At 60.3% G+C, this 25,581-nt stretch carries 26 protein-coding genes; 12 read left to right on the forward strand and 14 right to left on the reverse strand.

Going from position 1 to position 25,581, the window contains the following annotated elements:
* Positions 1–42: 42 nt before the first annotated feature.
* The gene (gene hexR, locus HW452_RS08310; protein ID WP_106374676.1) at positions 43–897 is read right to left on the reverse strand and encodes a transcriptional regulator HexR; all 855 of its coding nucleotides are present in this window, start codon (positions 895–897) and stop codon (positions 43–45) included.
* A 243-nt stretch (positions 898–1,140) separates the two neighbouring features.
* Here hexR and HW452_RS08315 point away from each other — a divergent pair, with 243 nt between their 5' ends.
* Complete coding sequence (locus tag HW452_RS08315) at positions 1,141–1,359, forward strand: PA3496 family putative envelope integrity protein (protein ID WP_224105640.1); 219 nt, start codon at positions 1,141–1,143, stop codon at positions 1,357–1,359.
* A gap of 52 nt (positions 1,360–1,411) precedes the next feature.
* Here HW452_RS08315 and HW452_RS08320 read toward each other — a convergent pair whose 3' ends face one another.
* Complete coding sequence (locus HW452_RS08320) at positions 1,412–2,755, reverse strand: sodium-dependent transporter (protein WP_224105641.1); 1,344 nt, start codon at positions 2,753–2,755, stop codon at positions 1,412–1,414.
* Positions 2,756–2,906: 151 nt separating this feature from the next.
* Positions 2,907–3,761 (reverse strand): DUF72 domain-containing protein, encoded by an 855-nt coding sequence (locus HW452_RS08325; protein ID WP_224105642.1) that lies wholly within the window; start codon positions 3,759–3,761, stop codon positions 2,907–2,909.
* 109 nt (positions 3,762–3,870) lie between these two features.
* On the opposite strand from HW452_RS08325, the gene aroQ reads away from it, so the two are divergent.
* Complete coding sequence (aroQ, locus tag HW452_RS08330; protein ID WP_224105643.1) at positions 3,871–4,320, forward strand: type II 3-dehydroquinate dehydratase; 450 nt, start codon at positions 3,871–3,873, stop codon at positions 4,318–4,320.
* 44 nt (positions 4,321–4,364) lie between these two features.
* Here aroQ and HW452_RS08335 read toward each other — a convergent pair whose 3' ends face one another.
* Positions 4,365–5,144 (reverse strand): IclR family transcriptional regulator domain-containing protein, encoded by a 780-nt coding sequence (locus tag HW452_RS08335; protein ID WP_224105644.1) that lies wholly within the window; start codon positions 5,142–5,144, stop codon positions 4,365–4,367.
* A 260-nt stretch (positions 5,145–5,404) separates the two neighbouring features.
* Here HW452_RS08335 and HW452_RS08340 point away from each other — a divergent pair, with 260 nt between their 5' ends.
* The 4 genes from HW452_RS08340 to HW452_RS08355 are packed head-to-tail and all read left to right on the forward strand — an operon-like array spanning position 5,405 to position 9,786.
* The gene (locus HW452_RS08340) at positions 5,405–6,391 is read left to right on the forward strand and encodes a Bug family tripartite tricarboxylate transporter substrate binding protein (RefSeq protein ID WP_224105645.1); all 987 of its coding nucleotides are present in this window, start codon (positions 5,405–5,407) and stop codon (positions 6,389–6,391) included.
* Between the two features lie 30 nt (positions 6,392–6,421).
* Complete coding sequence (locus tag HW452_RS08345) at positions 6,422–6,973, forward strand: tripartite tricarboxylate transporter TctB family protein (RefSeq protein WP_224105646.1); 552 nt, start codon at positions 6,422–6,424, stop codon at positions 6,971–6,973.
* A gap of 31 nt (positions 6,974–7,004) precedes the next feature.
* Positions 7,005–8,510: a tripartite tricarboxylate transporter permease gene (locus tag HW452_RS08350; RefSeq protein WP_224105647.1), complete on the forward strand. Its 1,506-nt coding sequence runs from the start codon at positions 7,005–7,007 to the stop codon at positions 8,508–8,510.
* Between the two features lie 55 nt (positions 8,511–8,565).
* On the forward strand, positions 8,566–9,786 hold the full coding sequence (locus tag HW452_RS08355; protein ID WP_224105648.1) for a CaiB/BaiF CoA transferase family protein: 1,221 nt from the start codon (positions 8,566–8,568) through the stop codon (positions 9,784–9,786).
* A 4-nt stretch (positions 9,787–9,790) separates the two neighbouring features.
* Here HW452_RS08355 and HW452_RS08360 read toward each other — a convergent pair whose 3' ends face one another.
* The 4 genes from HW452_RS08360 to HW452_RS08375 are packed head-to-tail and all read right to left on the reverse strand — an operon-like array spanning position 9,791 to position 12,526.
* Positions 9,791–10,504: an SDR family NAD(P)-dependent oxidoreductase gene (locus HW452_RS08360; protein WP_224105649.1), complete on the reverse strand. Its 714-nt coding sequence runs from the start codon at positions 10,502–10,504 to the stop codon at positions 9,791–9,793.
* Positions 10,505–10,546: 42 nt separating this feature from the next.
* Positions 10,547–10,837: a muconolactone Delta-isomerase gene (catC, locus tag HW452_RS08365; RefSeq protein WP_224105650.1), complete on the reverse strand. Its 291-nt coding sequence runs from the start codon at positions 10,835–10,837 to the stop codon at positions 10,547–10,549.
* A 34-nt stretch (positions 10,838–10,871) separates the two neighbouring features.
* Positions 10,872–11,168 carry a YciI family protein gene (locus tag HW452_RS08370; protein ID WP_224105651.1) on the reverse strand — a complete coding sequence of 99 codons (297 nt, stop codon included), beginning with the start codon at positions 11,166–11,168 and terminating at the stop codon, positions 10,872–10,874.
* Positions 11,169–11,191: 23 nt separating this feature from the next.
* Complete coding sequence (locus HW452_RS08375; RefSeq protein WP_224105652.1) at positions 11,192–12,526, reverse strand: short-chain fatty acid transporter; 1,335 nt, start codon at positions 12,524–12,526, stop codon at positions 11,192–11,194.
* Positions 12,527–12,753: 227 nt separating this feature from the next.
* On the opposite strand from HW452_RS08375, the gene HW452_RS08380 reads away from it, so the two are divergent.
* The 6 genes from HW452_RS08380 to HW452_RS08405 all read left to right on the forward strand — a co-directional run bounded on the left by HW452_RS08380 (position 12,754) and on the right by HW452_RS08405 (position 18,608).
* Entirely contained in the window at positions 12,754–13,689 is a 936-nt protein-coding gene (locus HW452_RS08380) for a 3-hydroxyacyl-CoA dehydrogenase NAD-binding domain-containing protein (protein ID WP_224105653.1), read from the forward strand.
* Entirely contained in the window at positions 13,676–14,713 is a 1,038-nt protein-coding gene (locus tag HW452_RS08385) for a cyclase family protein (RefSeq protein WP_224105654.1), read from the forward strand. Before HW452_RS08380 ends, HW452_RS08385 begins: the two co-directional genes overlap by 14 nt.
* 261 nt (positions 14,714–14,974) lie before the next feature.
* Positions 14,975–15,793, forward strand: a complete 819-nt coding sequence (locus HW452_RS08390; RefSeq protein WP_224105655.1) for a CoA transferase subunit A — start codon at positions 14,975–14,977, stop codon at positions 15,791–15,793.
* Positions 15,793–16,566, forward strand: a complete 774-nt coding sequence (locus tag HW452_RS08395) for a CoA-transferase subunit beta (protein ID WP_224105656.1) — start codon at positions 15,793–15,795, stop codon at positions 16,564–16,566. Before HW452_RS08390 ends, HW452_RS08395 begins: the two co-directional genes overlap by 1 nt.
* Before the next feature lie 24 nt (positions 16,567–16,590).
* Entirely contained in the window at positions 16,591–17,793 is a 1,203-nt protein-coding gene (pcaF, locus tag HW452_RS08400; protein WP_224105657.1) for a 3-oxoadipyl-CoA thiolase, read from the forward strand.
* Between the two features lie 11 nt (positions 17,794–17,804).
* Positions 17,805–18,608 carry an alpha/beta fold hydrolase gene (locus HW452_RS08405; RefSeq protein WP_224105658.1) on the forward strand — a complete coding sequence of 268 codons (804 nt, stop codon included), beginning with the start codon at positions 17,805–17,807 and terminating at the stop codon, positions 18,606–18,608.
* Between the two features lie 34 nt (positions 18,609–18,642).
* Here the strand turns inward: HW452_RS08405 and HW452_RS08410 are convergent, their stop codons facing one another.
* From HW452_RS08410 to HW452_RS08435, 6 genes are all read right to left on the reverse strand, one after another.
* Positions 18,643–18,972, reverse strand: coding sequence for a hypothetical protein (locus tag HW452_RS08410; RefSeq protein WP_224105659.1), 330 nt, complete (start codon positions 18,970–18,972; stop codon positions 18,643–18,645).
* A gap of 96 nt (positions 18,973–19,068) precedes the next feature.
* Complete coding sequence (locus HW452_RS08415; RefSeq protein ID WP_224105660.1) at positions 19,069–20,451, reverse strand: L-serine ammonia-lyase; 1,383 nt, start codon at positions 20,449–20,451, stop codon at positions 19,069–19,071.
* Between the two features lie 143 nt (positions 20,452–20,594).
* Entirely contained in the window at positions 20,595–21,461 is an 867-nt protein-coding gene (gene purU / locus HW452_RS08420; protein WP_224105661.1) for a formyltetrahydrofolate deformylase, read from the reverse strand.
* Between the two features lie 56 nt (positions 21,462–21,517).
* On the reverse strand, positions 21,518–22,153 hold the full coding sequence (locus HW452_RS08425; protein ID WP_224105662.1) for a sarcosine oxidase subunit gamma: 636 nt from the start codon (positions 22,151–22,153) through the stop codon (positions 21,518–21,520).
* Positions 22,146–25,184 carry a sarcosine oxidase subunit alpha family protein gene (locus HW452_RS08430; RefSeq protein ID WP_224105663.1) on the reverse strand — a complete coding sequence of 1,013 codons (3,039 nt, stop codon included), beginning with the start codon at positions 25,182–25,184 and terminating at the stop codon, positions 22,146–22,148. The genes HW452_RS08425 and HW452_RS08430 overlap by 8 nt, the downstream gene beginning before the upstream one ends.
* Positions 25,181–25,570 (reverse strand): sarcosine oxidase subunit delta, encoded by a 390-nt coding sequence (locus tag HW452_RS08435; RefSeq protein WP_224105664.1) that lies wholly within the window; start codon positions 25,568–25,570, stop codon positions 25,181–25,183. Before HW452_RS08435 ends, HW452_RS08430 begins: the two co-directional genes overlap by 4 nt.
* Between the last annotated feature and the right edge of the window lie 11 nt (positions 25,571–25,581).

Genomic DNA, 25,581 nt, shown 5'->3' on the forward strand with positions numbered 1-25,581 from the left:
GTGCATACAGGCGTTCACTTTGAGCCGCGGGCGGTGCAGCGATCAGTTCTCTTCGGGGTAGCGCAGCGTATTGAGACTCTTCTTCACCGCCTTGAGCTGTTCGGCAAGCTTGGGCCCGCGAGTCTTGGCAACGCCCACGGCCAGCACATCGATCAGCACCAGATGAGCTATGCGTGAACTGAGCGGCGTGTAGATCTCGGTATCTTCGTGAACATCGATATACAGCGGCAGGCTGACCTCTTCGGCCAGCGGCGAGCCGCTGGGGCACAGGCCGATGACCGTGGCGCCCGCTTCACGGGCCAGGCGCACGCTGGCCACCAGCGCCTTGGTACGCCCGGTCTGGGAGATGGCTACCACCACGTCGCCCTCTTTCAGGGTCACCGCCGACATGTTCTGCATGTGCGGGTCGGCGTAGGCAGAGGTGGAGATCTGCAGGCGAAAGAACTTGTGCTGGGCGTCGAAGGCCACCGCACCCGAGGCCCCGAAACCGTAGAACTCCACCCGATTGGCCATGGCCAGGGCGTTCACCGCCCGGCCGAGTGCATCGTTGTCGAGCCGGTCGCGTACGGAAAGCAAGGTGCCCACGGTAGAGTCGAAGATACTGTGGGAAAACTCCGCCACCGAGTCGCTGTCGTTCATCGAGAACTGGGCAAACTGGCTGCCGGAGGCCAGCATCTGCGCCAGCTGCAGCTTGAAATCCTGAAAGCCGTTGCAGCCCAGTGCCCGGCAGAACCGCACCACGGTCGGCTCGCTCACGCCCGCCTCGGTGGCCAGGTCCACGATACGCATGTGGATGACTTCGTCGGGATTGCGCAGTACAAACCGCGCTACCTTCTGCTCGGAGCGGCGAAAGTGCTCCATGCGGCGTCTCATTTCATCGAACAGGGCGCGACTCACGATAAGCTCCTCGTTTGTTCTGCCGCTACCACGGCGTTTGCCTCAGTATGCCTGAGGAGTGGCGAAAATGGGCAGTGAAACCCGTACCGCTCAAGCGTTTAAAGTGCGTTGGGGTATCTCTTCCTGTTTCGTCATCATTTTGTCAAGTAGGTTATAGTAAGAAGTGAAGTGCCGCACTGCATCATTTGATAGCGTCACGGATGCAGGTGGACGAAGGCATATTCACCTGGAGGCACGTCGATCATGAAAAACGTCGAACGAATCACCTCGGTAAAAAGCGAGCTTTTGGACATCTTCATGAGCATGGAAGTCGTCGAGCATGTTCAGCGCCAGCGTAGCGCCGCCCAGCGCAACCTGAGAGCGCGGCGAGGAATAGAACTGCATCGGGAATTTCAGAAGTTGTCGCGGGATATCGCTCCCTTGCCTGATGAAGAAGAGCCGCAAGAGAGCGAGTTGCACTAGCCGGAAGCTGCTGGCCATACGTGCCCTGCCGTTTGGCAGGGCAAGGTGCGGTTTAGATCAAGCCGGTTAGAAAGACCACAATGACACCCAGTGGAGCGACATACTTCGCGAGCAGGTTCCACAGGGTGAAGTCATAGATATCCAAGCGAAGTTCCTTGCGCGCTTCTTCCTTGTCCAGGCAGAGCGAGAAGAAGATGATCGCGCCAAGTCCCGTCAACGGCAGCAATATCTTGCTGGTGAAGGTATCGAGGAAGTCAAAGATATTGAGGCCGAACAGCAGTACATCGGACCAGACATTGAATGACAGTAGGGCGGCCACCCCGAGTAACCACACCGCGATGGCACTTACCAGCGTTGCGCCAATCCGGCTCAAGGACGTGCGCTCTTCCAGCGTTTCAACGACTGGCTCCAGCAGTGAAATCGCAGAGGTCAGTGCCGCAAACGTCAGCAGCAAGAAGAACATCAGACCAAGAATCGTGCCGCCGGACATGTTGCCAAACGCCAGAGGCAGGGTAATGAAGATCAAGCCTGGGCCTTCACTTGCACTTAACCCGTTGGCGAATACGATCGGGAAGATCGCAAGGCCCGCCAGCAGGGCAATCGCCGTATCCAGAATGATAACGGTACGCGCGGTGCTGATCAGATTGACGTCTTCGCCCAGATAAGAGCCATAGGCCATCATGATGCCCATCCCCAAAGAGAGGGTAAAGAAGGCCTGACCCATGGCAGCAAGCACAACACCACCATTCAGCGCCTCCCAGTCAGGGCTGAACATGAAACTCAGTGCTTCACCAAAGTAGCCACTTGCTATGCCATAGCCAACCAGAATCAAGAGAAGAACGATCAGCGCGGGCATCAGGATACGTGACGCTGCTTCAAGCCCCTTGGTGACGCCACGTGCCACGATCCCGATGACCAGCAGCATGAAAGCGGTATGCCAAATGAGCAGCGTTTTAGGACTGTCCAGCAGATCGCCGAAGATAGCGCCCACCGTATCGGCATCCTGACCGTCGAATGTGCCAATCACCGAGCCCAGCGTATAGTTGAGCGACCAGCCGCCGATCACACTGTAAAAAGAGAGAATCAGAAATGCAGCCAAGACGCCGCTGATGCCAATCGATGCCCACGCGCGCGCGCGACCGTGGCTGCTGGCGAGCTCTGCCATGGTATTGATCGGGTTTTTCTGGCCTCGGCGGCCAATCATCCACTCCGCCACCAGAATGGGCAGGCCCACCAGAGTTACACACGCCAGATAGACCAGCACGAAGGCAGCACCGCCGCTTTCGCCTGTCATGTACGAAAAGCGCCAGATATTCCCCAAGCCTACTGCCGATCCCGCAGCAGCCAGCACAAAGCCCATCTTCGATGACCATTGTGCATGTGCAAGCTTTGCCATACATCACCTACAAGTTAGTTAGATTGTAATAAGTCGCTATGCGCCCCATTTACGCATGTTCGATAGGCGCAGAGAGCCTGTGCTTATCGAAAGTATGCGCAATTTATCCGATCAGGCGAGCCCGTGCCAGTTAGGTTCGATCAACGTTAAGCTAAAACAGCGGGTTTTGTGTCTCGCCGGGGAAGGGGGCAAGCGGTGGCAGGCAGGTGGTTTTGCCAAGGGTGTTGTAGAGCGTTCGGGCCATGTCAGGGGACTCGCGATTATCCGCAGTATGCACAAATAAGAAAGGGGTTTTCCCCTGACTTATCCACAGCTCGAGGCGGGCTTTCCAAGGAGTGAAGTAGTGCTTGTTGATGGTTTTGTCAATATGCCCGATAAAGCGAATGACCGGAAAATTCCCTGTGGAAAGCACGTGCAGCGGGAGTTTCGGCTTCTCCTGCTGGGCGTGGGCAAGCCCTGGGTGGCCATCGGCAGGCGTTGAAAACAGTGGGCGTACATCCAGCATCACGCGATTGGCGCAATAAGTTATCAACAATTGGTTAAGGGCTTTTTCGGCGTCGCCCTTGTGGAAAAAGGCCGGGTGTCGGACCTCCACGGCGCAAGGCAAATGCGCAGGCCAGCGAGCCAGCAGCGCCTCCAGGTGCGGCAGTTCGTCAGGGCCGAAATCGCGCGGCAGCTGAACCATGGTCGGGCCAAGGCGATCATGCAGCGGGGCAAGGGCATCCAGAAACGCCCAGGCCGCATCAAGATTGGTCAGGCGCTGGTCATGGGTGACGCTTGACGGCAGCTTGAAGCAGAAGCGAAAGTGGGGCGGGGCCTGCCGCGCCCAAGCCAAAACCGTTTGCGCCTTGGGCGCGCCGCTGTAGAAGGTGGTGTTGCCCTCGACACTCGAGAACACGCTGGCATAGTCGCCAAGCAGATCGGTTCTGGCATGGCGGGCGTAAAGGCTGCCCTGCCAATCTTGGTTGGCCCACATGGGCAGGCCCAGATAGAGGGGGAGGGTCATAGGCCAACTAACCTGCTGCATTTCTAAAGCGTACTAATGTAGCATGAAGCTATTAAAGCGTTGGTGAGTAACTGACCGCCAGACGCGATGGACAGACAAGGAAATACGCATGCCGACTACGCCACGTGTTCTGGTACTTCACGGCCCCAATCTCAACTTGCTGGGTACTCGGCAGCCGGAAATCTATGGCGCTGAAACGCTGGACGACGTGAACAGCCTGCTACGTGAAAAGGCGGTAGCAGCCGGGTGGGACATCGAGTGTCAGCAAAGTAATCATGAAGGCGTGCTGATCGATGCCATTCATGACGCAAGGCTTGATGGTACCCAGGCGATCATCATCAACCCGGCGGCCTATACGCACACGTCGGTGGCCATTCTGGATGCGCTCAACGCCTTCGATGGCCGAGTGATCGAAGTGCATATTTCCAACGTGCATAAACGCGAAAGCTTTCGCCACCACTCCTATATCTCGCTGCGTGCGGACGGCGTCATCGCCGGACTAGGCATACAGGGATACTTGGTAGCGTTAGAGTCAATCATCAAGGCTTATAAAAAATAGATGGCGGTTTAGCCTTCAAGGCCTGAAAAGTATCTTCTCTGGGGTTAATTGATGTTCAGCCTGATTTGGGCAGCCTTTTTCTGCATGATAGGTAAGTAGCGACCCAGCAGCGTATCCAGATCTACCCTGGCTGCGTTTGTGCTGACATTGATGGCGCCGATCAGGTGGCCTTTGGCATCAAAGGCAGGCACGGCCAAGGAGCGTAATCCAGGGTCAAGTTCCTGATCAGCGATGGCATACCCTTGCTGACGTGCGGTAATGATTTGATGCCTCAACTTATCTATATCGGTAATGGTTTTTTCCGTATGTTTTTCCAGCTTGAGGTTGGCCAGGTAAGTATCCAGTTCAGCGCCATCGAGCTGGGCGAGAAGCACCCGCCCCAAGGACGTATGCGCAGCAGGTAATCGAGTGCCCACGGATAGCGTAATGGCCATCAAGCGATGCTTGGCGGCTGAGCGTGCGACGTAAATGACGTCTTCGCCATCCAGTACGCCCAAAGAGGAGGACTCACCGATTTCCAGTGTGATGTCTTCCAGATATTGCTGAATGACGCCACGGTAGTTGTTGGCCGATAAAAAGGCATAGCCCAGCTGCAGAACCCGTGGAGCGAGCTCAAAATAGCGCTGCTGTTTACGCACATAGCCCAAGGAGTGCAGTGTCAGCAGAAAGCGCCTCGCCTTTGCTCTATTCATGCCTGTACGTGTGGCCACTTCGCTGAGCGTCATCCGTGGATGCTCATAGTCGAATGCGCGTATGACTTCCAGGCCGCTGGCAAGCGCTGTCACAAAGTCCCGGCTTTCAGGGTCGAGAATATCTTCAAGCATGTTTTCCCTGCCTAGGTGTATCGATTTCGCCAATCAAATAAGCGTAATACGCGATTCTATCGGATAATAGTTCGTTATGCGAACACAGCGGTTTTCAGATTTTCTCCTTCCTGTTTTTCTGATGAATAAAAAAGCGCTGAGCAGATGCTACTAAAGTTGTGTTTTGTAGAGAGGCTATAACGCAGTAGTCTGCGTGTGTGTAATGCGAATATATGTACGTATTGCGAACAAATAGCCAGCTACGCCAGGAAGTTAATACAATGAAAAAACTCATCAGCGCCACTTGTATAGCTGCCTGCGGCAGCGCCCTGCTCGTTTCTGCCTCCATCACGACCGCCAACGCTGCCGACTGGCCTACAAAAGACGTTCGTCTGGTCGTGCCTTATGCGCCAGGTGGCACCACCGATGTGCTTTCACGCCGTGTGGCTGATCTGCTCAAGGATGCACTGGATACCAATGTCATCGTCGAGAACCGCCCGGGGGCAGGCTCCACCGTGGGTACCGGCCGTCTGGCACGTGGCGGTCGCGATGCGGACCATACGCTCTTGATGGCATCGCCGGGCCACACGATCGGCGCCGCCATTTATCCTGACCTTGCCTATGACCCTGTCGAAGACTTCGTTTTCATCCAGAACGTCATCGATATACCCAACGTGATGGTGGTGCCCGCCAGCAGTCCTTACAACTCGGTCGTCGAGTTTATCGAAGCTGCCCAAGATCAGAACATGGCGTTCAGCCATAGCGGCGTAGGCAGTTCTATTCACATGTCCGGCGAATTGTTCAAGACGCTGACAGGGTCTGACATGACCGCCGTGCCTTTTGCGGGAAGCGGTGCGGCCCTGCCGGCGTTGCTGGGTGGCGATGTAGACGTCTCCTTCGAGAACATGCCGACCGTCTATTCGCATATCAAGTCCGGCGACCTGCGTGCCCTGGCTGTCACGTCTGCAGAGCGTTCGCCTTATCTGCCTGACGTACCCACACTCTCCGAAATCGGTGAGTACAATCTCGACCAGTTCGTGACCACGGCCTGGTTTGGCCTCATCGCGCATAACTCCTTCCCGGAAGAGGGATTCGAAGCCATGCAGAATGCGCTCGATGAAGTGATGGAGCGTGAAGAGTTTCTGAATTTTGCCGAGCAATTGGGCGCCCAGCCGGGTCAGGTGGAAGGTGAAGAATTCAAGCAGTTCGTGATTGAAGATCTGGCGCGTTGGCAGGCAGTAGCCGAGCAGGCTGGTATCAGTCAGTAAACCGCTCTAAAAACGAAGGCGAGGGTCGTCATGATCTTCGCCTTTACTGCTTTTTTGGCTTGTCCCCGTGGAGAGGCTGTCATGTCATTCTCTGATGACCGTGCCGTGAAAAGAATCAAAGACACTCTGGATTTTACTACCGGCATCGTATTGCTGGTGGTTTCGTTAGTGCTGGCGCTCTATCTCGTGCCGAACTATATCGGCGAGCCGCCCATATTGCAGAACCCCATGATGTCTCCGCGCTGGCTACCCAATATCGTCAGCTGGCTGATGTTGGCCTTTTCAGTCTTGCTGATTCTTCAAGGGCTGCTGGTAACCAACAAAAGTGAAAACGACGAACGCAAGTTCATCAAGGGCTCTCTGCGTCGCTTCGTTATCATGGTGATGGCCCTTCTGGTTTACGTACTGTTTTTCGAAACTCTGGGCGCCATTCTGACCGGCATTCTGGCTACCGTCCTTCTCTTTCTCGCACACCCTGTCAGGACCTGGTGGGTCTATGGGTTTGCCGTGGCTTTTCCTGTGGCGGTGACGTTGCTGTTTGTCAATGTGATGAATGTTCCACTTCCGCTAATGCCTTATTAACAACTTCTTGGCGGCGCTGCCCGGGTGATATATGGAAAATCTTAACGAAGTCCTGCAACTTTTCTTGAGTGTCGACAACTTCATAGCCATTGCGCTTGGCGTGGTCATCGGCGTTACCGTAGGCTCCATCCCGGGCTTGACGGCGACCATGGCCGTCGCTCTGGCGCTGCCTTTTACCTTCTCGATGCAGCCGGTTGCCGCGATTCTTCTGCTGGTGGGAATCTATAAAGGGGGCATGTATGGCGGCTCGATTACCGCCATTCTGATTCGTACGCCGGGCTCTCCCGCCTCGGCCTGTACGCTGCTCGACGGCTACCCCATGGCGCAGCAGGGCCATGCCAAAAAGGCGTTGAAAACAGCCCTGTTCTCTTCGGTCATCGCGGATTTCATTTCCAATATCGCTCTGATATTTTTTGCCGCTTATCTTGCCAAAATAGCGCTCAACTTTGGCGCGCCCGAGTTCTTCTGGCTGATCTGCTTCTCGCTTACCATCATCATTTCTCTGGCCAGTGGTTCCATGGTGAAGGGACTTCTGGCGGCGCTGATGGGAATACTGTTGTCATTAGTCGGACTCGATTCGGTATTCGGGTCGCAGCGTCTTACCTTTGGTAACTACAACCTGATGGACTCGATTTCCTTTATTCCGCTTTTGATCGGTCTGTTTGCGATTCCCGAAATCATCGAGTTCTATAGAAAGAAAGTAGTGCCTCATATCAAGGCAAAAGCTAGTGGCGCTGGCATGACGTTGGCCGAGCTCAAGCGCTCTTTGAAAAGTATCGTTCGCGGCAGCCTGATCGGCGTGATCATCGGCGCCATTCCCGGTACCGGCGCAACGGCGGCAGCCTTTATCTCCTATAGCGATGCTCGCCGTCGCTCCCCCAACAAGGCCAATTTCGGCAAGGGGGAGGTCGAAGGTGTCGCGGCGGCCGAGGCGGGCAACAACGGGGTAGCGGGTGCCACGCTGATACCGCTGCTTTCGCTGGGTATTCCAGGGGATGTCATCACCGCCATCATTCTGGGAGCGTTCATGGTGCATGGCCTGACCCCGGGTCCCATCATGTTCCAGGAAAATCTGTCGCTGATCTATGCACTGTTTTTAGGCATCATGTTCAGCTCCTTGATATTACTGGTGGTCGGCAACGCGGCGATCAAGTATTTCTCGCTGATCGCCGATATTCCCAAGTCGATTCTTTTCCCTATCGTTCTGATGTTCTGCGTTTACGGTGCCTATGCGGTCAATAACGCCACGTTCGATATCTGGCTGATGCTGGCGTTTGGCGTAGTGGGGTATCTGTTCAATCGCACGGGTATTCCCGCCGCGCCGTTTCTGATCGGTTTCATCCTGGGGCCGATGTTCGAAGACAACCTCAGGCGTTCACTGTTGATCAGCAATGGCGATCTGTCAGTGTTTGTCCGCGGCCCGATCACCTGGTTCTTCATTGCGATCACGTTTGGCTCCATTGCCTTTGCGGTGTTTCGCTTTTTCAGGGACCGCCATGCAAAAGCGAACCCACTCGGCAATGAATCCCCATCATGATTGATCGAGACGGACTCTGCTTGCCGGACGGATCAAGAACAAACAGGAGCGTTTTATGCCAGGCCCGTTGAAAGGAGTACGTGTACTCGATCTGAGCCGGGTAATGGCCGGGCCCTGGTGCACGCAAATACTGGCCGACATGGGCGCCGAGGTAATCAAGATCGAGCGTCCGGGTCTTGGCGATGATACCCGCCACTGGGGGCCGCCCTGGTGGCAGGGAGAAGAGGGGCAGCCGCCGCAATCGGCTTACTATCTCTCCGCCAACCGTGGCAAGCACTCGGTGACCGTCGATATCGCACGCCCCGAGGGCCAGGCGCTACTGCATGAACTGGTGGCTCAGTGCGATATCGTCGTGGAGAACTTCAAGACCGGGGGGCTCGCCGACAAGCGGCTCGACTATGCCAGCCTCTCGGCCATCAACCCCGCGATCATCTACTGCTCCGTTACCGGGTTTGGCCAGACCGGGCCCATGGCCAGGATGGCGGGCTATGACTACCTGATTCAGGCCCAGGCGGGGCTGATGAGCATCACCGGCGTGCCGGACGGCATGCCCGGGGCCGGACCGCAGCGGGTGGGCATGGCGGTGGCGGATCTGACCACGGGGATGAACGCCGCGGTCGCCATTCTGGGTGCTCTGCATCATCGCCACCAGACCGGCGAAGGGCAGCATATCGATATGGCCCTGCTGGATGTGCAGGTAAGCTGGCTGGCCAATCAGGCGCTCAACTACTTCTGCAGCGACACGCCCCCCAAACGCACAGGCGAATACCACCCCAATCTCGTACCCTACCAGCCGTTTCCGACTGCGAATGGCGAGAAGGTGATCATCGCCATCGGCAACGACGGCCAGTTCCGGCGTTTCTGTGAGGCGGTGGGCATTGCCTCCCTGGCGGATGACCCACGCTTTGCCACCAATCCTCAGCGCGTCAAGCATCGCGAAGCGCTGGTCGCATTGATCAGTGACGTAACTCGCGGTTTCGAGAGCACGGCCCTGACCACACTGCTGCAATCCATCAGCGTGCCTTGTGGGCCCATTCAGGATATTGCTCAAGTGTTCGAGGATGAGCAGGTAAAGGCGCGAGAAATGAAGATCGACGTGCCTGGCAAAACGGGCAGCGTGCCCGGCGTTGCCAACCCTATCAAGTACTCCAAAACGGCCTTGAGCTACTCCAAGGCACCGCCGACGTTGGGTGAAGACACCCGGGACGTGCTGACCCGGCTGCTGGGTAAAAGCGACGAAGCGGTTCGCCGCTTGCAGGAAAAGGGCGTGGTCTAGCGGCTCAGCCGACGGTGACGCCCCCGCAGACGAACAGGGTCTGGCCGGTGACGAACCCGCTGCGCTGATCGCAGAAGAAGCTGACTGCGTGGGCGACCTCTTCGGGTTGGCCCATGCGCCCTACCGGCACGTTATCGATGATGCGCCGCGCGCGTTCGGAGTCCGGCGGATTGTTCTCCCAGAACGCCGTAGTGGCAATCGGGCCCGGCGCGACGCAATTGACGGTAATGCCATCCTGGGCGAGTTCCAGCGCCCAGGTACGCGCCATGGACTGTACGGCGCCCTTGGTGGCGCTATACAGCGTTCTCGCCTCCTTGCCCAATACAACGCGGCTGGCGTTGAAGACGATCCGCCCGTTGCCGCTTTCGCGAAGCTTGGGCAGCAGTGCCTTGGTGCAGACCAATGCCGCGCGCACGTTCAGGTGCATCAACCTGTCGAAATCATCAATGTCGGTATCGTCGAGCAGCGCGGGCGCCACGATGCCGACGTTGTTGACCAGGCAGGCGACGGGCAGGTCCTTGGTGACGTCCAAAAGGAGCTGCTGGGTGGCGGCGACGTCCGAGAGGTCGACCTGATAGGCGTGCTCCTTCAGCGAAGGTGCTTCAGGTTCGACGATGTCCAGTACGATGACGCGGTAGCCATCCTGCTGAAGGCGCAGGGCGATTGCCTGGCCGATATTACGGGCGCCGCCGGTAACGACAGCGAAGGGAGTCGTCATGAGTGCTCCTGGTAGTTGGGAAATGAGACCGAGACGGGCCGCTCAACGATCGTCGTCGCGAATGGACGAGGGGTGGCGACACAGCGGCCTCACCGTGATGTCCATGTAGGGAAAGAGTGGCAGGTTCGAGAGGAGCTCATGCAGCTCGCTATTGCTTTCTACATCAAAAATGCTGACGTTGGCGTAGCTGCCGGCGATGCGCCACAGGTGGCGCCACTTGCCTTGCGTCTGAAGGTCCTGAGCATACTGCCGCTCTCGCGTCTTGATCTCGTTGGCCACATCCTCGGGCATGTCGTGGGGCAGACTGACCACCATCTCCACGTGAAATAGCATCGCAATTTCTCCTCTTTACGTGTTTCAAAAGGCGTTACAAGTAGCCGATACCATCCAGATAAGCCTTGCGCCAGCGACAGATGACGACCCGCTCGAACAGGCCGGCCTGGCTGAACGGGTCAGCGTCGATGAAGGCTTTTGCTGCTTCGCGCGTTTCACAATCAAGCAGGTAAAGCCCCCCGGAGGCGGTCGCTCCGTCGTCGGAGAGTTTGGCACCGCAGGCCAGCAGACGCTCCTTGTGGGCGTCCAGGTAGGCCAGGTGAACATCCCGGACTGCGAGGCGCAGCGCTTGGTGTTCGGGCTTGTCGAAGGTTTCGATCATGTACGGCATTGTCATGGATCCTATGGTCGGAATTACGCGCCCAGATAGCCCCAGAGTCCCACGGCGCCGGCGAAAATGACGCCCAGGTACATCAGGATCAACACCATATAGCCCATCACGTCGCGCAGTTTCAGGCCTGAAATGGCGAGTACGGGAAGTATCCAGAAGGGCTGAACCATGTTGGTCCACTGATCGCCGATCTGTACCGCCAACGCCGTTGCTGCATGGGAGGCGCCAAGCTCGGTGGCGGCCTCGATCATGACCGGCCCCTGAACGGCCCATTGGCCGCCCCCGGAAGGCGCTAGAATGTTGATGACGCCGCCGCTGATGAACGACCAGATGGGCAGAGTCGCCGCACTCGAGATATCCACGAACAGGTTGGCAAAGCTGACCATCAACCCGGAGCCTACGAGGATACCCATGATGCCGGCGTAGAAGGGGTACTGAATGATGATGCCCGATACGATGCGAACGCCGTCGTTCAGCGCTGCCAGGTACTGGGCGGGCGAGGCAAACAACAAAATACCGAGAAACACGAAGGTGAAGTTGACCGTATTGAGGTTCAGCGATCCACCCTCGAGGCTGTAAAGCCCTACATAGAGCATGCCCAGCAGGCCGATGCCGATACCGATGATGCGGCTATGGTTAAGGCGTTCGGCCAGCGTGGCACCTTGTTGCTCAGCCAGGGCGGGAGCGACTGGCGTGTCAACGATGCCAGGGTCGATCTCGATGATGTCCTCGGGGCGTTTGGGGTGAAGCCAGGCGTTGAAAAGCGGCAGCGTGACGATAACGAGAGCGCTGGTCATCAGCAGAACGGGTGAGAAGATCGTTTCCGAAAGCGGGATCAGGCCCATTTCGCCTTCCAGAAAATGCCCCTCTGTCGCGATCAAGAGCGGGACGCTTCCGGAAAGGCCGATACCGTAAAGCGCAAAGCCCGAGTATGCCGCCGAGATCACCAGCGGGTAATGCAGTCCCTTGACCTTCACCGCCAGCTTCTGCGCCACGATGCCGCCAATCACCAGGCCAAATCCCCAGTTGAGCCAGCTGCCGATCCCGCCGACCAGCGTGGCGACGACGATGGCGGCAAAAGGCGTCTTGACCCCGCCCGCGATGCGATCCAGAAGGCGGTCGACCAGTGGTGTTTTGGCCAGAATATAGCCCGCCAGCAGAATGACGGTCATCTGCATGCTGAATGCAAGCAGCCCCCAGAAGCCGTCGCCCCAGAAGCGCGTAGCGGTGAATATCGATGTACCTTCCACGAGCATGGCGAGCACCATGGTCACGACCGTCAAAAAAATGGCGATGACCAATGGGTCCGGCATATAGCGGCTGACCAGACGAGTAAAGAAATTGGCCATGGCCTGCATGGTGATTCTCCCGGAGTTGAAGTACCTTGTTTGTACGTATAGCGTACTAGTGTTCGCATAGTAGCAATAATTGAGCTTATTGAGCGGGCTAACAATGCGACGTTAGTCGCAGCCTGTTTCGGCCATACTCATCAGAGCTGAAGGTCGAGGGCACGCCTGCCCATCGAATGCTTGATGAAATCGGCTTGACGATGCTTCGAGATGACATCAGAGGAGAAACAGAACACATGACACCACCTATCGAGCGCGCCGTGATCGTGGGCGCTGGCACCATGGGGGCCACGCTTGCCAAGCTGATGCTGGCGCATCGGCTACCGGTACGCATGATCGATCGTCAGGCGAGCGCCCTCGAGGCGTGCCGTCATGAAATCGAACGAACGTTCCCGGATGACCCGGCCGTGGCAGGGAAGCTTGATGTGCAGACTCACTGGTCGCCGGAGGGCGAAGGCAGCATCGTGATCGAGAGTGTCACGGAAAATCTGACGATCAAGCGTGCGGTGATCGCCGAGGCCGAAGCGCACTGTGAACCCACGACCCTCATCGTGACCAATACTTCGGGGCTTTCCATCGACGCCATTGGTCAGGGTATGCGCCGCCCCGAACGCCTGGCCGGTGCGCACTTCTTCAACCCGGCGGATCTGGTTCCCGCCGTGGAAGTCATTCCCGGTGCGGCCACTGCCCAGGCGACGCTTCATCGGACCTGCGCCTTTCTAACGTTTCTTGGCAAGCGGCCTGCACTTCTCAAGCAGAGCGTTCCCGGTTTCGTCGCCAATCGCCTTCAGCACGCCCTCATGCGTGAATGCCTGTCCTTGCTTGAAAAAGGTGTTGTCGATGCCGAGGCGCTGGACGAGATCGTCCAGTTCTCCATCGGAGTCCGGCTGGCGCTGAGCGGGCCGTTGCTGCAGCGCGACCTCAACGGGCTTGATACGCACCTCAATATTGCCCGCTACCTGTACGAGGATCTAGAGGATACTCACACGCCTTCCCGTTTGCTTGAAGAGTACGTGGCGCAAGGGCGGCTGGGCGCCAAGGCCGGGCAAGGGTTCTACCCATGGGATGAAGCGCGTATCGAACGCCAAAAGCACCAGAGCCGCGATAGCCTGAAGCGCATTATAGCGGTCGCAATGGAAGAAAAGAGGAGTGGTAACGATGGTGAACACTAGCCAGGACCCACGATGGCAACAGCGCCCGGAAGGGGCTAACTGGGGGGATTTTGGCCCTGATGATCAACTGGGCAGAGTCAATCTGCTGGGACCCGAGCAGGTGCTGAAGGGGGCGCGCGAGGTCGTCACGGGAAACGTCTTCAGCCTGTCGCTGCCGCTGGATTTACCGGGTGGAAATGCGCTCAATCCGCGGCGCTTTCCACCGCGCCTTGCGCCGACAAGCCTTGGTCAGAACGACTACCTCAACTTTCCGCTTGCCAACCTGCACCCGGGCCTCGTCGATGTCATCAGCGATGACCAGGTCGTACTGTCGCTCCAGTACTCCTCCCAGTGGGATTCCCTGGCCCATGTAGGGGCACTTTTCGACGCCGATGGTGATGGCCAGCCCGAGCGGTGCTACTACAACGGCTATCGGGCCGAAACCGATATCCAGCGCCTGGACGGTGAAGAGGCATTGGGCCACTCTCGCGCCCAGCGGCTGGGGGTGGAAAACATGGCGGTTCACGGTATGCAAGGGCGGGGGGTGTTGGTGGATCTGGTCCGTGTATACGGTCATGGGCGCACGCTTGTCGGCTACAGAGAGCTTATGTGCGCGCTGGATGAGCTGGGCGTCACCATTGAACCCGGCGACATGCTGGTGCTGCGCACGGGCTTTGCCGACGCGCTTTTGGAGATGGCGGGTCAGCCGGATGTCGAAAAACTCAAGCAAACCGGCGCCGTGCTGGACGGTACGGATGCGTCGCTGCTGCAGTGGATAAGCGACAGCGGCATCGTTGCCATTTGCGCCGATAACTATGCCGTCGAGAATGCGGACAAGGCTATTGCGCCGGAGGATTGCTGCAAACTGCCATTGCATCACCACTGCCTTTTCAAGCTGGGTCTGCCGCTTGCAGAGCTCTGGTATCTCACGCCTCTGGCCGATTGGCTGCACGAGCATCAGCGCTTCCGCTTCTTGCTGACTGCGCCTCCGCTTCGTCTACCGGGAGCTATCGGGTCACCGGTAACACCGGTGGCTACCGTTTGATATTTCTCTTTGAAAGCACGCCTTCTAATACTTTTGTCTTGTGATTTTTCTCTGCTATTCGAGTTTTGATATTTCAGTTTTAGATATGTGCATGTTTTTTAAATGAATATTTAAAAAAATGAATGAAAAGGAAGGCTCGGCCTTCCTTTTTCATGGTTTGACGTAGCGCCAAGGTCTCTTTATTTTGTTCGTATTGCAAATCAATGTTCGTTTTGCGAACAAGGCTTGCTGTAACGGCATACATAGTCAAGAGGCAACCCAATGGCCGAGTTTCTCAGCTTGCATGACGCGGTGGCGCGCTACGTCGAAGACGGCGCGACCGTGGCCATGGAAGGCTTTACCCATCTCATCCCGTTCGCGGCGGGTCATGAAGTGATTCGCCAGCAAAAGCGCGATCTCACCTTGATCCGCATGACCCCGGACATCATCTACGACCAGCTGATCGGCGCCGGCTGCGCCAGAAAGGTGATCTTCTCCTGGGGCGGCAATCCGGGGGTCGGGTCGCTTCATCGCCTGCGCGACGCGGTCGAGAAGGGCTGGCCGCACAAGGTCGAGATTCTCGAACACAGCCACGCCGCCATGGCCTGCGCCTTCGAAGCGGGGGCGGCGGGCTTGCCGCTGGCGGTGCTGCGCGGCTACGTGGGCAGCGAGCTGCCCAGCGTCAACGACCAGATCAAGTTCATCGAATGCCCGTTTACCGGCGAGCGTCTGGCGGCAGTACCGTCGGTGCGCCCGGACGTCTCGATCGTTCACGCCCAGCGGGCGGATCGCCAGGGCAACGTGCTGGTCGAAGGCATCGTCGGTGTGCAGAAGGAAGCCGTGCTGGCGGCCAGGCACAGCATCGTCACGGTCGAAGAGATCGTCGACGACCTCGACACCCACCCCAACGCCTGCGTGATTCCCGGCTGGGCGATCAGCGCCATTGCAGTGGCCGAGAAGGGCGCACTGCCTTCCTACACCCACGGCTACTACGGGCGCAGCAACCGCTTCTACAAGGAGTGGGACGCCATCGCCCGTGACCGCGACACTTTCACCCGGTGGATCGACGAAAACGTGCATCAAACAGGGGAGAACGCCTGATGAGTCTCGAGTACACCTCTTCTGAAATGATGACCGTCACCGCGGCCCGGGCTCTTGAAAACGGCTCGACCTGCTTCGTGGGCATTGGCCTGCCGTCGGAAGCTGCCAATCTGGCGCGCCTGACCCACGCCCCGGACGTGGTGCTGATCTACGAATCCGGTACGCTGCAGACCAAGCCCAACGTGCTGCCGCTGTCCATCGGCGACGGCGAGCTGGCCGAAACCGCGCTGACCACCGTTGCGGTGCCGGAGATGTTTCGCTACTGGTTGCAGGGCGGCAAGATCGACGTCGGCTTTCTGGGCACCGCCCAGATCGACAAGTACTGCAATTTGAACACCACGCTGATCGGCGATTACCGCGAACCCAAGGTGCGTCTGCCCGGCGGCGGCGGGGCGCCCGAGATTGCCACCAACGCGGGTGAAGTGTTCATCACGCTCAAGCACTCCCGGCGGGCCTTCGTTGACCGGGTCGACTTCGTCACCACCCTCGGTTTTGGCCGCGACGGTAAGGGGCGCGATAACGTACCCAATATCGGTAAAGGCCCCACCCGTGTGATCACCGATCTGTGCGTGATGAAACCCGACCCGGAGACCAAAGAGCTGGTCGTGGTATCGCTGCATCCGGGCGTCACCCGCGAAGAGGTCATGGACGCCACCGGCTGGGAAGTACGCTTTGCCGACCAGTTGGAGGCCACCCCGGAGCCCAGCGAAAACGAGCTGACCATTCTGCGTGAACTGAAAGAGCGCACCGAGCGCGCCCACGCCGGCCAATAGGCGTTTGAGTTGCAGGAGAGAACGATGAGCGATGTTTATTTGTGTCATCCCCGCCGTACGGCGGTAGGCCGTTTTGGCGGCACGCTGGCCGCCGTTCGCCCGGACGATATGGCCGCGACGATCTTCAAGGCGGTCCTCGCTGAGGCGCCGGAGCTCGACCCGGCGGCCATCGAGGAAGTCTTCATGGGCTGCGCCAATCAGGCCGGCGAAGACAATCGCAACGTGGCGCGCATGTCATCACTGCTGGCGGGCATTCCCACCTCGGTGCCCGGCACCACCATGAACCGTTTGTGCGGCTCGGGCATGGATGCGGTAGGCACCGCATTTCGCGCCATCAAGGCCGGTGAAATGGCGTTGGCGCTTGCCGGCGGCGTGGAGTCGATGTCCCGCGCGCCTTATGTGATGGGCAAGGCCGACAGCGCTTTTGCGCGCGGCCAGAAGATCGAGGACACCACCATTGGCTGGCGCTTCGTCAATCCGGTCATGAAGAAGTCCTTCGGTATCGACTCGATGCCGGAAACCGCAGAAAACGTCGCCGAGCAGTTCCATATCTCTCGTGAAGATCAGGACGCCTTCGCGCTGCGCTCCCAGCAGAAGGCCGCCGCCGCCCAGAAGGCCGGGCGCTTCGCCCGTGAGATCACTGCCATCGAGATTCCGCGGCGCAAGCAGGACCCGCTGATCTTCGATACCGACGAGCACCCGCGGGAAACCTCGCTCGAGAAACTCGCCAGCCTGCCGACGCCGTTTCGGGAAGGTGGCAGCGTCACCGCCGGTAACGCCTCCGGTGTCAACGACGGCGCCGCCGCCATGCTGGTGGCGAGCGAGGAGGCGGTCAAACAGTACGGTCTCAAACCGATGGCGAAGATCATCGGCATGGCCACCGCCGGGGTCGAACCGCGCATCATGGGCTATGGCCCGGTACCGGCGGTGAAAAAGCTTCTCGAGCGTACCGGCGTTGCCCTCGACGATATCGACGTGTTCGAGTTCAACGAAGCCTTTGCTGCCCAGGCGCTCGCCTGCATGCGCGATCTGGGACTGAAAGACGACGACCCTCGGGTCAATCCCAACGGCGGCGCGATTGCCCTCGGCCACCCGCTCGGCATGTCCGGTGCACGGCTGCTACTCACCGCCGCGCATGAGCTTCAGGAGCGCGGCAAGCGCTATGCGCTCTGCACCATGTGCGTGGGCGTGGGTCAGGGCATTGCCACGCTGATCGAACGCGCCTGAAGGAGGCAACGATGGCTTTTCTGGAAATCAATGGTCGCTGCGTGGCCTACCGGCTGCTCGGCGCCCAGACCAACCCGCTGGTCGTGCTGGCGCATCCATTGGGGATGAGCCAGGCGGTGTGGGACGACGTCATCCCGGCGCTCTTGCCCCGCTATCGCGTGCTGACCTGGGATCTGCCGGGCCACGGTGCCAGCCAGGCGGCCAACGGTGAGCGCATTACGCCCGCTGATCTGGCCGCCGAGGCGCTGGCGCTGGCGGATCTGGCCGGCGCTTCGCGCTTTCACTTCGCCGGCACTTCCATTGGCGGCGTCGTGGGCCAGCAACTGATCAAGGTGCACGGCGAGCGCCTGCTTTCGGCCACGCTGACCAACACCGGTGCGGTGATCGGCAATCCGGAACTCTGGAACACACGCGCGAACCGCGTGCGTGACGAAGGCCTGGCGGCGATGGCCCAGGAGATCGTGCCGCGCTGGTTTTCTCAGAAGGCGTTCGAGGCAAGCCCTGCCCTGAAAGCGGGCTGGTGCGTGCAGATGGGCCGCGGCGATGACGAATCCTACGCCCAACTCTGCGAGATGCTGGGCCGCGACACCTTCACCGGGCAGCTTGCCGGCAAGGGCGTCAAGGTGCAGCTGCTGGGCGGAAGCGACGATCTGGCCACGCCCCCGGCAACGCTCGAGGCGCTTGCCGAGGAGCTTGACGGCGCGCCGCTCGAGGTGTTCGAGGGCGTCGGGCACGTGCCATCGGTCGAGGCGCCGGCGCGCCTTGCCGAGAACGTGCTTGAATTGCTTTCATCCCGGGCTGATAACGTAAGTTAGAGCAATCCTTGTGAAGCGAGTTGATCGCTTTGTTTCAAAAATAGGGCGCGAGCCGGGCGCGTAATTGAGTGCGGTAGGCGGCGTCGTCGATCCGGCTGTTGGTGAGCATGTTGTCCAGCAGGGCGCCGCGTTTTTTGGCCGAATTCGGCAGCGCCTTGACGTGCGTATCGATCCAGACCAGACGCTTCTGGTCGTCCACCAGCAGATTGTCCAGGTGCGGGTCGCGGTGGTAATAGCCCGCCCTGGTAAGCTCGGGCAGGGATACCCGCTCCTGTAGTTCAAGCCTGGGCGTGGCTTGAACCCGGTGAATAAGATACCAGCCGGAGTGCCGTCCAAACCGAAAACGTTGCAGCTTGTTGAGCATGGAAAGGACTCTATCAATCGTTCGCCGAATATGAAAACCCCGGGCAGGCCCGGGGTCTGGATCAAGGCCGGTCTCAAGACCGGTTTTGTTACCGGCTCAACACTCGATCGCATTCACCGCCAACCCGCCCTTGGACGTCTCCTTGTACTTGTCGAGCATGTCGCGGCCGGTGTCGCGCATGGTGCGGATGACCTTGTCCAGGGAGATGAAGTGGGTGCCGTCGCCGCGTAAAGCCATTTGGGCGGCGTTGATCGCCTTGATGGTGGCAATCGCGTTGCGCTCGATGCAGGGCACCTGAACGAGTCCACCCACCGGGTCGCAGGTCAGGCCCAGGTTGTGCTCAAGGCCGATCTCGGCGGCGTTTTCCACCTGCTCGGGCGTGGCGCCCATGACCTCGGCAAGCCCCGCCGCGGCCATGGCGCAGGCGGAACCCACCTCGCCCTGGCAGCCCACTTCCGCACCCGAGATGGAGGCGTTCTTCTTGCACAGGATGCCGATGGCGCCGGCGGCGAGCAGGAAGTCCACCACGTTGCGCTCCGAGGCACCGTCCTGGAACTTCATGTAGTAGTGCAGCACGGCAGGGATGATGCCCGCCGCCCCGTTGGTGGGCGCGGTGACCATGCGCCCGCCGGCGGCGTTCTCCTCGTTCACGGCCAGCGCAAAGATATTGACCCATTCCATGGCGGAGAAAGTCGTGGCGATCAGGCAGGTGTTCTGTTCGGCGGCCAGCAGGCGCTGGTGCAACTGCCTGGCGCGGCGCTTGACGTTGAGCCCGCCGGGCAGCACGCCTTCGTGGGTCAGGCCATTGTCGATACACTCGCACATGACCTGCCAGATGCGCCAGAGCTCATCTCTGACCTCCTGCTCGCCGCGCCAGGTCTTCTCGTTTTCCAGCATCAATTGGCTGATGCTCAGGTTCTCGCGCTTGCACAGGGCCAGCAGCTCTTCGGCGGAGTTGAAATCGAAGGGGATCTCGGCGCTGTCCATGTCCTCGAGCTTGGCATCCACCTGGCTTTGATCCACCACGAAACCGCCGCCCACCGAGTAGTAGGTGTTCTCCAGCAGCGCCCGGCCATCTTGATCGAAGGCGCAGAGCTTCATGGCGTTGGGGTGATGGGGCAGGCTCTCCTCATGAAAGATCATGTCCCGTTCCCAGACGAACTCGATGTCTGCCTGTCGGCAAAGTGAAAGGTGCCGGGTCTCTTTCAGATCGCTGATGGCCGCGCCGATGATCGAGGGATCGATCATGTCGGGGCGCTCGCCGAGCAGGCCCATGATGACGGCGTGATCGGTACCGTGGCCCACGCCGGTGGCCGAGAGTGAGCCGTAAAGATGCACTTCCAGACGGTTGACCCGACCGAGTACGCCGGCATCATTCACGGCGGCGGCGAACTTGTAGGCCGCCATCATGGGACCGACCGTATGTGAGCTGGACGGACCAACGCCAATCTTGAAAAGGTCGAAGACACTGATAGGCATGGAAGACCTCTGAACTGGAAATAAAAAGCCGGCTCACCGGGCATTGGACAGGCTAAACACCGATTGATGCCATCCGTCATGCCAGACAGTGAGCAGACTTGATTATTGTTCTGCTGATGTAGTGTAAACGTTAACGCAAGGCGCTAATTGCCAAAGACTACCGTACGACCGCCATGCAGGAACACGCGACGTTCCAGGTGATAACCGATCGCTCGGGCAAGGGTCAGACACTCGATGTCGCGTCCCTTGGCCACCAGGTCCTCCGGGTAGTGGGCGTGATCCACCGGCTCCACCCCCTGGGCGATGATCGGCCCTTCGTCCAAGTCGTTGTTGATGTAGTGGGCCGTGGCGCCGACGAGCTTGACGCCCTTGTCGTAGGCCTGGTGGTAGGGTTTGGCGCCCTTGAAGCCGGGCAGCAGGGAGTGATGAATGTTGATTGCCCGCCCGTCGAGCAGCTCGCACATGCGCGGCGAGAGCACCTGCATGTAGCGCGCCAGAATAACGAGTTCCGCGCCGGTCTGCTCGATGATGTCGAGCACCTTCGCTTCCTGCTCGGCCTTCGTTTCCGGGGTGATCGGCAGATGATGGTAGGGCAGATCGTGCCAGCGAGCCAGCGGTTCCAGATCCGGATGGTTGGAGACGATCGCCTTGATGTCCAGCGCGAGCTGCCCGGTGCGGTAGCGGTAGAGCAGATCGTTCAGGCAGTGGTCCGCCTTCGAGACCAGAATCACCGCGCCGGTACGCTTGGCCGGCGGAGTGAGCTCGAAGCTCATGTCGAATTCGCGAGCGCGGGGGCTAAAGGCCTCCTCGAAGGCGTGTTCGCTGAACGCGTCACGCTCCGGGCGAAACTCTGCACGAATGAAGAAGCGCTCCCCCAACCGGTCATCGAAGGAGCTGAGTTCGGTGATATAGCAGTGCTGCTCTTTCAAGAAGCGGGTCACGACATCCACCGTGCCCAGAATGCTGGGGCACTGGGCGGTGATGATCCAGGTATCCGTCAGTCGGCTCATGGCGTTTCTCTTCATCGCAGTCAGGGCGGCCGGCACGCGGCCGGCCGGTTTACTTTTTATTGTGAGTCGACGCCGTACTCGGATGCTGCATCGAGCAGCCAGCGGTAGCAGTAGTCGGCGAAGCTGCGCCGGATGACCAGCTCCCACTCGGTCTCGCTTGCGCGGCGCAGTACCACGGTTGCCTTGGCAAAGATCGTGGTCACGCCCTTGCCGACCGGGAAGGCGCTCGGGTGCACGTCAAACGACACCGTCTTCATCAGCACTTCCCGGGCGTGGTCGCCGGCAAGCATCAGCACGGTCTGACCGCCGCTGACGTTGACGATGCTGAAGTGGGCATCGCCAAGCGATTCACGAAGGCGGTGCTCGAGGTCGAACTCCTCGCCGCCGGGCACGATCACGAGCCACTCGTCCGGTGAGATCCACTGGATCGAGCGCTCGCCGGCCTCGTCACGAGTGATGGTGTTGGGTTTGGCCGGCAGGCTCATGCCGAGCACCTGGCGTACCGCTTCGTCCAGCACGATGGCGCCGCCGCGCAGCACCATATGGCCAAGCAGGGCCTTTTCGCGCAGCACAACCCCGGCGCTGGCCGGGCTTGATACCTTCTGCTGCCGATAGCTCCACGCCAGCGGCGACTCGACGCCCGGGTTGCCCGCGGGCACGGTGTTGAACTCTCTTGCGCTCGCGTTAGACATTCTGGCGCTCTCCTTTGGGATCGATGAACACGGGGCTTGTGATCTCGGCCTCGTGCACGGTGCCGTCGGGCATCGGCAGGTAGACGGTCTGGCCCATGCGGTCGCGGCCTTCGACCACTACCGCCAGGGCGAAGCCGTGGCCGAGCGAGGGGCTGTAGTAGCTCGATGTCACGTGGCCCTTCATGGCCATCGGGATGGCCTGCTCCTTGTCGAAGACGATCTGCGCGCCTTCCTCGAGCACCACGCTCGGGTCCTTCGGCTTCAGGCCGACGAACTGCTTGCGGTCGCCGCGAACGGTGTCCGGGCGGCTCAACGCGCGCTTGCCGATCCAGGGGAAGGGCTTGTCGTAGCCGATCGCCCACTGCATGCCGAGATCTTCCGGGGTCACCGAGCCGTCGGTGTCCTGACCGACGATGATCAGGCCCTTCTCGGCGCGCAGCACGTGCATGGTCTCGGTGCCGTAGGGCGTGAGATCGTGCTTCTCGCCGTGCTCGAACAGCTTCTTCCAGACGTGCAGCGCGTAGTTGGCCTGCACGTTGATCTCGAAGGCAAGCTCCCCGGTGAACGAGATACGGAAGATGCGCGCCGGCACGTCGGCCACCACCGCGTCGCGCCAGTCCATGAACTTGAACGACTCTTTATCCAGATCCAGGTCGGTCAGCTCGGACAAGAGCTTGCGCGCGTCCGGGCCGGTCACGGTCATGGTCGCCCAGTGATCGGTCACCGAGTTGAAGTAGACCTGAAGCTCCGGCCACTCGGTCTGGTGCCAAAGCTCCAGCCACTCGAGCACGCCCGCCGCACCGCCGGTGGTGGTGGTCATCAAAAAGTGGTTGTCGGCCAGACAGCTGGTGGTGCCGTCGTCCATCAGCATGCCGTCGTCTTTACACATCAAGCCGTAGCGCACGCGACCGGGGGCGAGCTGCGCCCACTTGTTGGTGTAGACGCGGCCCATGAATTCCCGCGCATCCGGGCCCTGGATGTCGATCTTGCCAAGGGTCGAGGCGTCGAGAATGCCCACTTTTTCACGTACCGCCAGACACTCGCGGGCCACGGCCTCGTGCATGGTCTCTTTCTTGCCGTTGACCGTGCGCGGGAAGTACCAGGGGCGCTTCCACTGGCCCACGTCCTCGAACTCGGCGCCGTTTTCCACGTGCCACTGGTGCAGCGCGGTGTAGCGTTTCGGGTCGAACAGCTCGCCGCAGTGGCGCCCGACGATGGCGCCGAAGGTGACCGGCGTGTAGTTGGGACGAAATACCGTGGTGCCGACTTCCGGGATGGAGCGGTCGAGGCAGCGCGCGGCGATCGCCATACCGTTGATGTTGCCGAGCTTGCCCTGGTCGGTACCGAAACCGAGCGCGGTGTAGCGCTTGACGTGCTCGATGGACTCGAAGCCTTCGCGGGTGGCGAGCTCGATGCCGGCGGCGGTCACGTCGTTCTGCAGATCGACGAACTGCTTGGGCGCGCGCAGCGCGGTCTTTTCGTGGGGCACCTGGTAGAGCGCGCAGGCTGGGCCGTCGCGGCGGGCGCGGGTGGCGGGCAGGGTGATCTGGGCCTCGCTGAAGCCGCTTTTTTGGGCGGCCTCGCGGCCGGCACGCTCGCCGTCGGCCAGGGTCTTGTCCAGCCCGTAATGGCCGGCTACGCCGCCGGCACTGATCATGCCCTTCACTTCGCCGGGGACGAAGCCCAGAAGTTCCTCGTTCCACTGCGGGCGGGTGCCGGTGTGTGAAGAGAGGTGCACCACCGGGCTGTAGCCGCCGGAGCTTGCGATGGTGTCGCACTCGAGTTCTTCGGTCTTGCCGGTGACCACGAAGCGCTCGAGGTCGATGGCGCAGACGCGGGCGCCGGTGACGCGCTGACCGCCGCGAGCTTCGACCACGGAGCTTCCGGTGATCACGCGGATGCCGCTGTCGCGGGCCTGGCGCACCAGGTCACCGTCCGGATTGGCGCGCGCGTCGACGATGGCGACGATCTCGCGGCCGGCCTCTTTCCAATCGAGCGCGGCGCGGTAGGCGTGGTCGTTGCTGGTGGAGAGCACCAGCTTCTTGCCCGGCACCACCGCGTAGCGGCGGATGTAGGTCGACACCGCCCCGGCAAGCATGTTGCCCGGAAGGTCATTGTTGGCGTACACCAGCGGGCGCTCGTGGGTGCCGCTGGCCAGAATCACCTGCCCGGCGCGCACGCGGTGCAGCCGTGCCCGGCTCTCGCCGGCAAAACCCGCTTCACTCGCGGTGTCGGCCAGATGCTCGGTGCGGCGTTCGTGCAGCGTGACGAAGTTGTGATCGTGATAGCCGTTGGCGGTGGTGCGCGGCAAGAGCGTCACGTTTTCAAGGCCTGAAAGCTCCTTGACCGTCGCCTCGACCCAGCGCGCGGCGGCCACGCCGTCCAGGGTCTCGCGGGTATCCAGCAGCGAGCCGCCCATCTCTTCCTGCTCGTCGCAGAGGATCACGCGCGCGCCGGCACGAGCCGCCGAGAGCGCTGCGGCCAGGCCCGCCGGGCCTGCGCCGATCACCATCACGTCGCAGTGGTGGTGCATGTGGTCGTAGATGTCCGGGTCGGACTCGTGGGGCGCGCGGCCAAGGCCTGCGCCCTTGCGGATGTACTTTTCGTAGGTCATCCACATCGAGGCCGGGGCCATGAAGGTCTTGTAGTAGAAGCCCGGCGGCATGAAGCCACCGCCGAGCTTGCCGACCCAGCTCATCACGTCGCGCTGCACGTTCGGCCAGCCGTTGGTGCTGCGCGCGACCAGGCCCTTGTAGAGCGCCTGTTGGGTGGCGCGCACGTTGGGCACCTGGGTCTCTTCCCGGGCGCCGAGCTGGACCACGGCGTTGGGCTCCTCGGCGCCGGCGGCGACGATCCCGCGGGCCCGGGAGTACTTGAAGCTGCGGTTGACGATGTCGACGCCGTTGGCGAGCAGGGCCGAGGCGAGGGTGTCGCCCTTCAGGCCCTGGTAGCGCTGGCCGTTGAAGGTGAACTCGAGCGTCTGGGCGCGGTCGACGCGACCGCCGGCATCGATACGGTTGGTCTGCGTCATGACGAGATCTCCTCGTTCAGGGCCCTGGAATCCGGCTGGGCGCCAATGGTCTGCCAGCCGCCGTCGGCGGTCTGTACGCCCTGCTCCTTGCGTAGTTTCTCGGACTCGGCGGTGATGGTCGGCTGCTCGCCCATCGGGTAGGTCTCGAGAATCTCGTAGGTCACCGTGTTGCGGGTGATGTTGAAGAACTTGCGACAGCCCACCGAGTGCACCCACAGCTCGTGGTGGATGCCGCGCGGGTTATCGCGGAAGAACAGGTAGTCGCCCCACTCTTCGTCGGTGGCGTTGTCCGGGTCCGCGGGGCGCATCAGGTGGCCCTGACCGCGAGGATGAAACTCCTCTTCCTCGCGGTACTCCTGGCAGTAGGGGCAGTGAATATAGAACATGTCAGCTCTCC

Source organism: Vreelandella aquamarina, from assembly GCF_020075495.1.
Lineage (GTDB): Bacteria > Pseudomonadota > Gammaproteobacteria > Pseudomonadales > Halomonadaceae > Vreelandella > Vreelandella aquamarina_A.

What these genes read in the sequence shown, in the direction of transcription:
- HW452_RS08395 (WP_224105656.1), top strand. Translation starts at nt 15,793, where the DNA reads ATGAGTCTCGAGTACACCTCTTCTGAAATGATGACCGTCACCGCGGCC.
- purU (WP_224105661.1), bottom strand. Translation starts at nt 21,461, where the DNA reads ATGAGCCGACTGACGGATACCTGGATCATCACCGCCCAGTGCCCCAGC.
- HW452_RS08430 (WP_224105663.1), bottom strand. Translation starts at nt 25,184, where the DNA reads ATGACGCAGACCAACCGTATCGATGCCGGCGGTCGCGTCGACCGCGCC.
- pcaF (WP_224105657.1), top strand. Translation starts at nt 16,591, where the DNA reads ATGAGCGATGTTTATTTGTGTCATCCCCGCCGTACGGCGGTAGGCCGT.
- HW452_RS08335 (WP_224105644.1), bottom strand. Translation starts at nt 5,144, where the DNA reads ATGCTTGAAGATATTCTCGACCCTGAAAGCCGGGACTTTGTGACAGCG.
- HW452_RS08370 (WP_224105651.1), bottom strand. Translation starts at nt 11,168, where the DNA reads ATGCCGTACATGATCGAAACCTTCGACAAGCCCGAACACCAAGCGCTG.
- HW452_RS08360 (WP_224105649.1), bottom strand. Translation starts at nt 10,504, where the DNA reads ATGACGACTCCCTTCGCTGTCGTTACCGGCGGCGCCCGTAATATCGGC.
- HW452_RS08340 (WP_224105645.1), top strand. Translation starts at nt 5,405, where the DNA reads ATGAAAAAACTCATCAGCGCCACTTGTATAGCTGCCTGCGGCAGCGCC.
- HW452_RS08435 (WP_224105664.1), bottom strand. Translation starts at nt 25,570, where the DNA reads ATGTTCTATATTCACTGCCCCTACTGCCAGGAGTACCGCGAGGAAGAG.
- catC (WP_224105650.1), bottom strand. Translation starts at nt 10,837, where the DNA reads ATGCTATTTCACGTGGAGATGGTGGTCAGTCTGCCCCACGACATGCCC.
- HW452_RS08345 (WP_224105646.1), top strand. Translation starts at nt 6,422, where the DNA reads ATGATCTTCGCCTTTACTGCTTTTTTGGCTTGTCCCCGTGGAGAGGCT.
- HW452_RS08415 (WP_224105660.1), bottom strand. Translation starts at nt 20,451, where the DNA reads ATGCCTATCAGTGTCTTCGACCTTTTCAAGATTGGCGTTGGTCCGTCC.
- HW452_RS08405 (WP_224105658.1), top strand. Translation starts at nt 17,805, where the DNA reads ATGGCTTTTCTGGAAATCAATGGTCGCTGCGTGGCCTACCGGCTGCTC.
- HW452_RS08380 (WP_224105653.1), top strand. Translation starts at nt 12,754, where the DNA reads ATGACACCACCTATCGAGCGCGCCGTGATCGTGGGCGCTGGCACCATG.
- aroQ (WP_224105643.1), top strand. Translation starts at nt 3,871, where the DNA reads ATGCCGACTACGCCACGTGTTCTGGTACTTCACGGCCCCAATCTCAAC.
- HW452_RS08355 (WP_224105648.1), top strand. Translation starts at nt 8,566, where the DNA reads ATGCCAGGCCCGTTGAAAGGAGTACGTGTACTCGATCTGAGCCGGGTA.
- HW452_RS08375 (WP_224105652.1), bottom strand. Translation starts at nt 12,526, where the DNA reads ATGCAGGCCATGGCCAATTTCTTTACTCGTCTGGTCAGCCGCTATATG.
- HW452_RS08315 (WP_224105640.1), top strand. Translation starts at nt 1,141, where the DNA reads ATGAAAAACGTCGAACGAATCACCTCGGTAAAAAGCGAGCTTTTGGAC.
- HW452_RS08385 (WP_224105654.1), top strand. Translation starts at nt 13,676, where the DNA reads ATGGTGAACACTAGCCAGGACCCACGATGGCAACAGCGCCCGGAAGGG.
- HW452_RS08325 (WP_224105642.1), bottom strand. Translation starts at nt 3,761, where the DNA reads ATGACCCTCCCCCTCTATCTGGGCCTGCCCATGTGGGCCAACCAAGAT.
- HW452_RS08350 (WP_224105647.1), top strand. Translation starts at nt 7,005, where the DNA reads ATGGAAAATCTTAACGAAGTCCTGCAACTTTTCTTGAGTGTCGACAAC.
- HW452_RS08390 (WP_224105655.1), top strand. Translation starts at nt 14,975, where the DNA reads ATGGCCGAGTTTCTCAGCTTGCATGACGCGGTGGCGCGCTACGTCGAA.
- HW452_RS08425 (WP_224105662.1), bottom strand. Translation starts at nt 22,153, where the DNA reads ATGTCTAACGCGAGCGCAAGAGAGTTCAACACCGTGCCCGCGGGCAAC.
- HW452_RS08410 (WP_224105659.1), bottom strand. Translation starts at nt 18,972, where the DNA reads ATGCTCAACAAGCTGCAACGTTTTCGGTTTGGACGGCACTCCGGCTGG.
- HW452_RS08320 (WP_224105641.1), bottom strand. Translation starts at nt 2,755, where the DNA reads ATGGCAAAGCTTGCACATGCACAATGGTCATCGAAGATGGGCTTTGTG.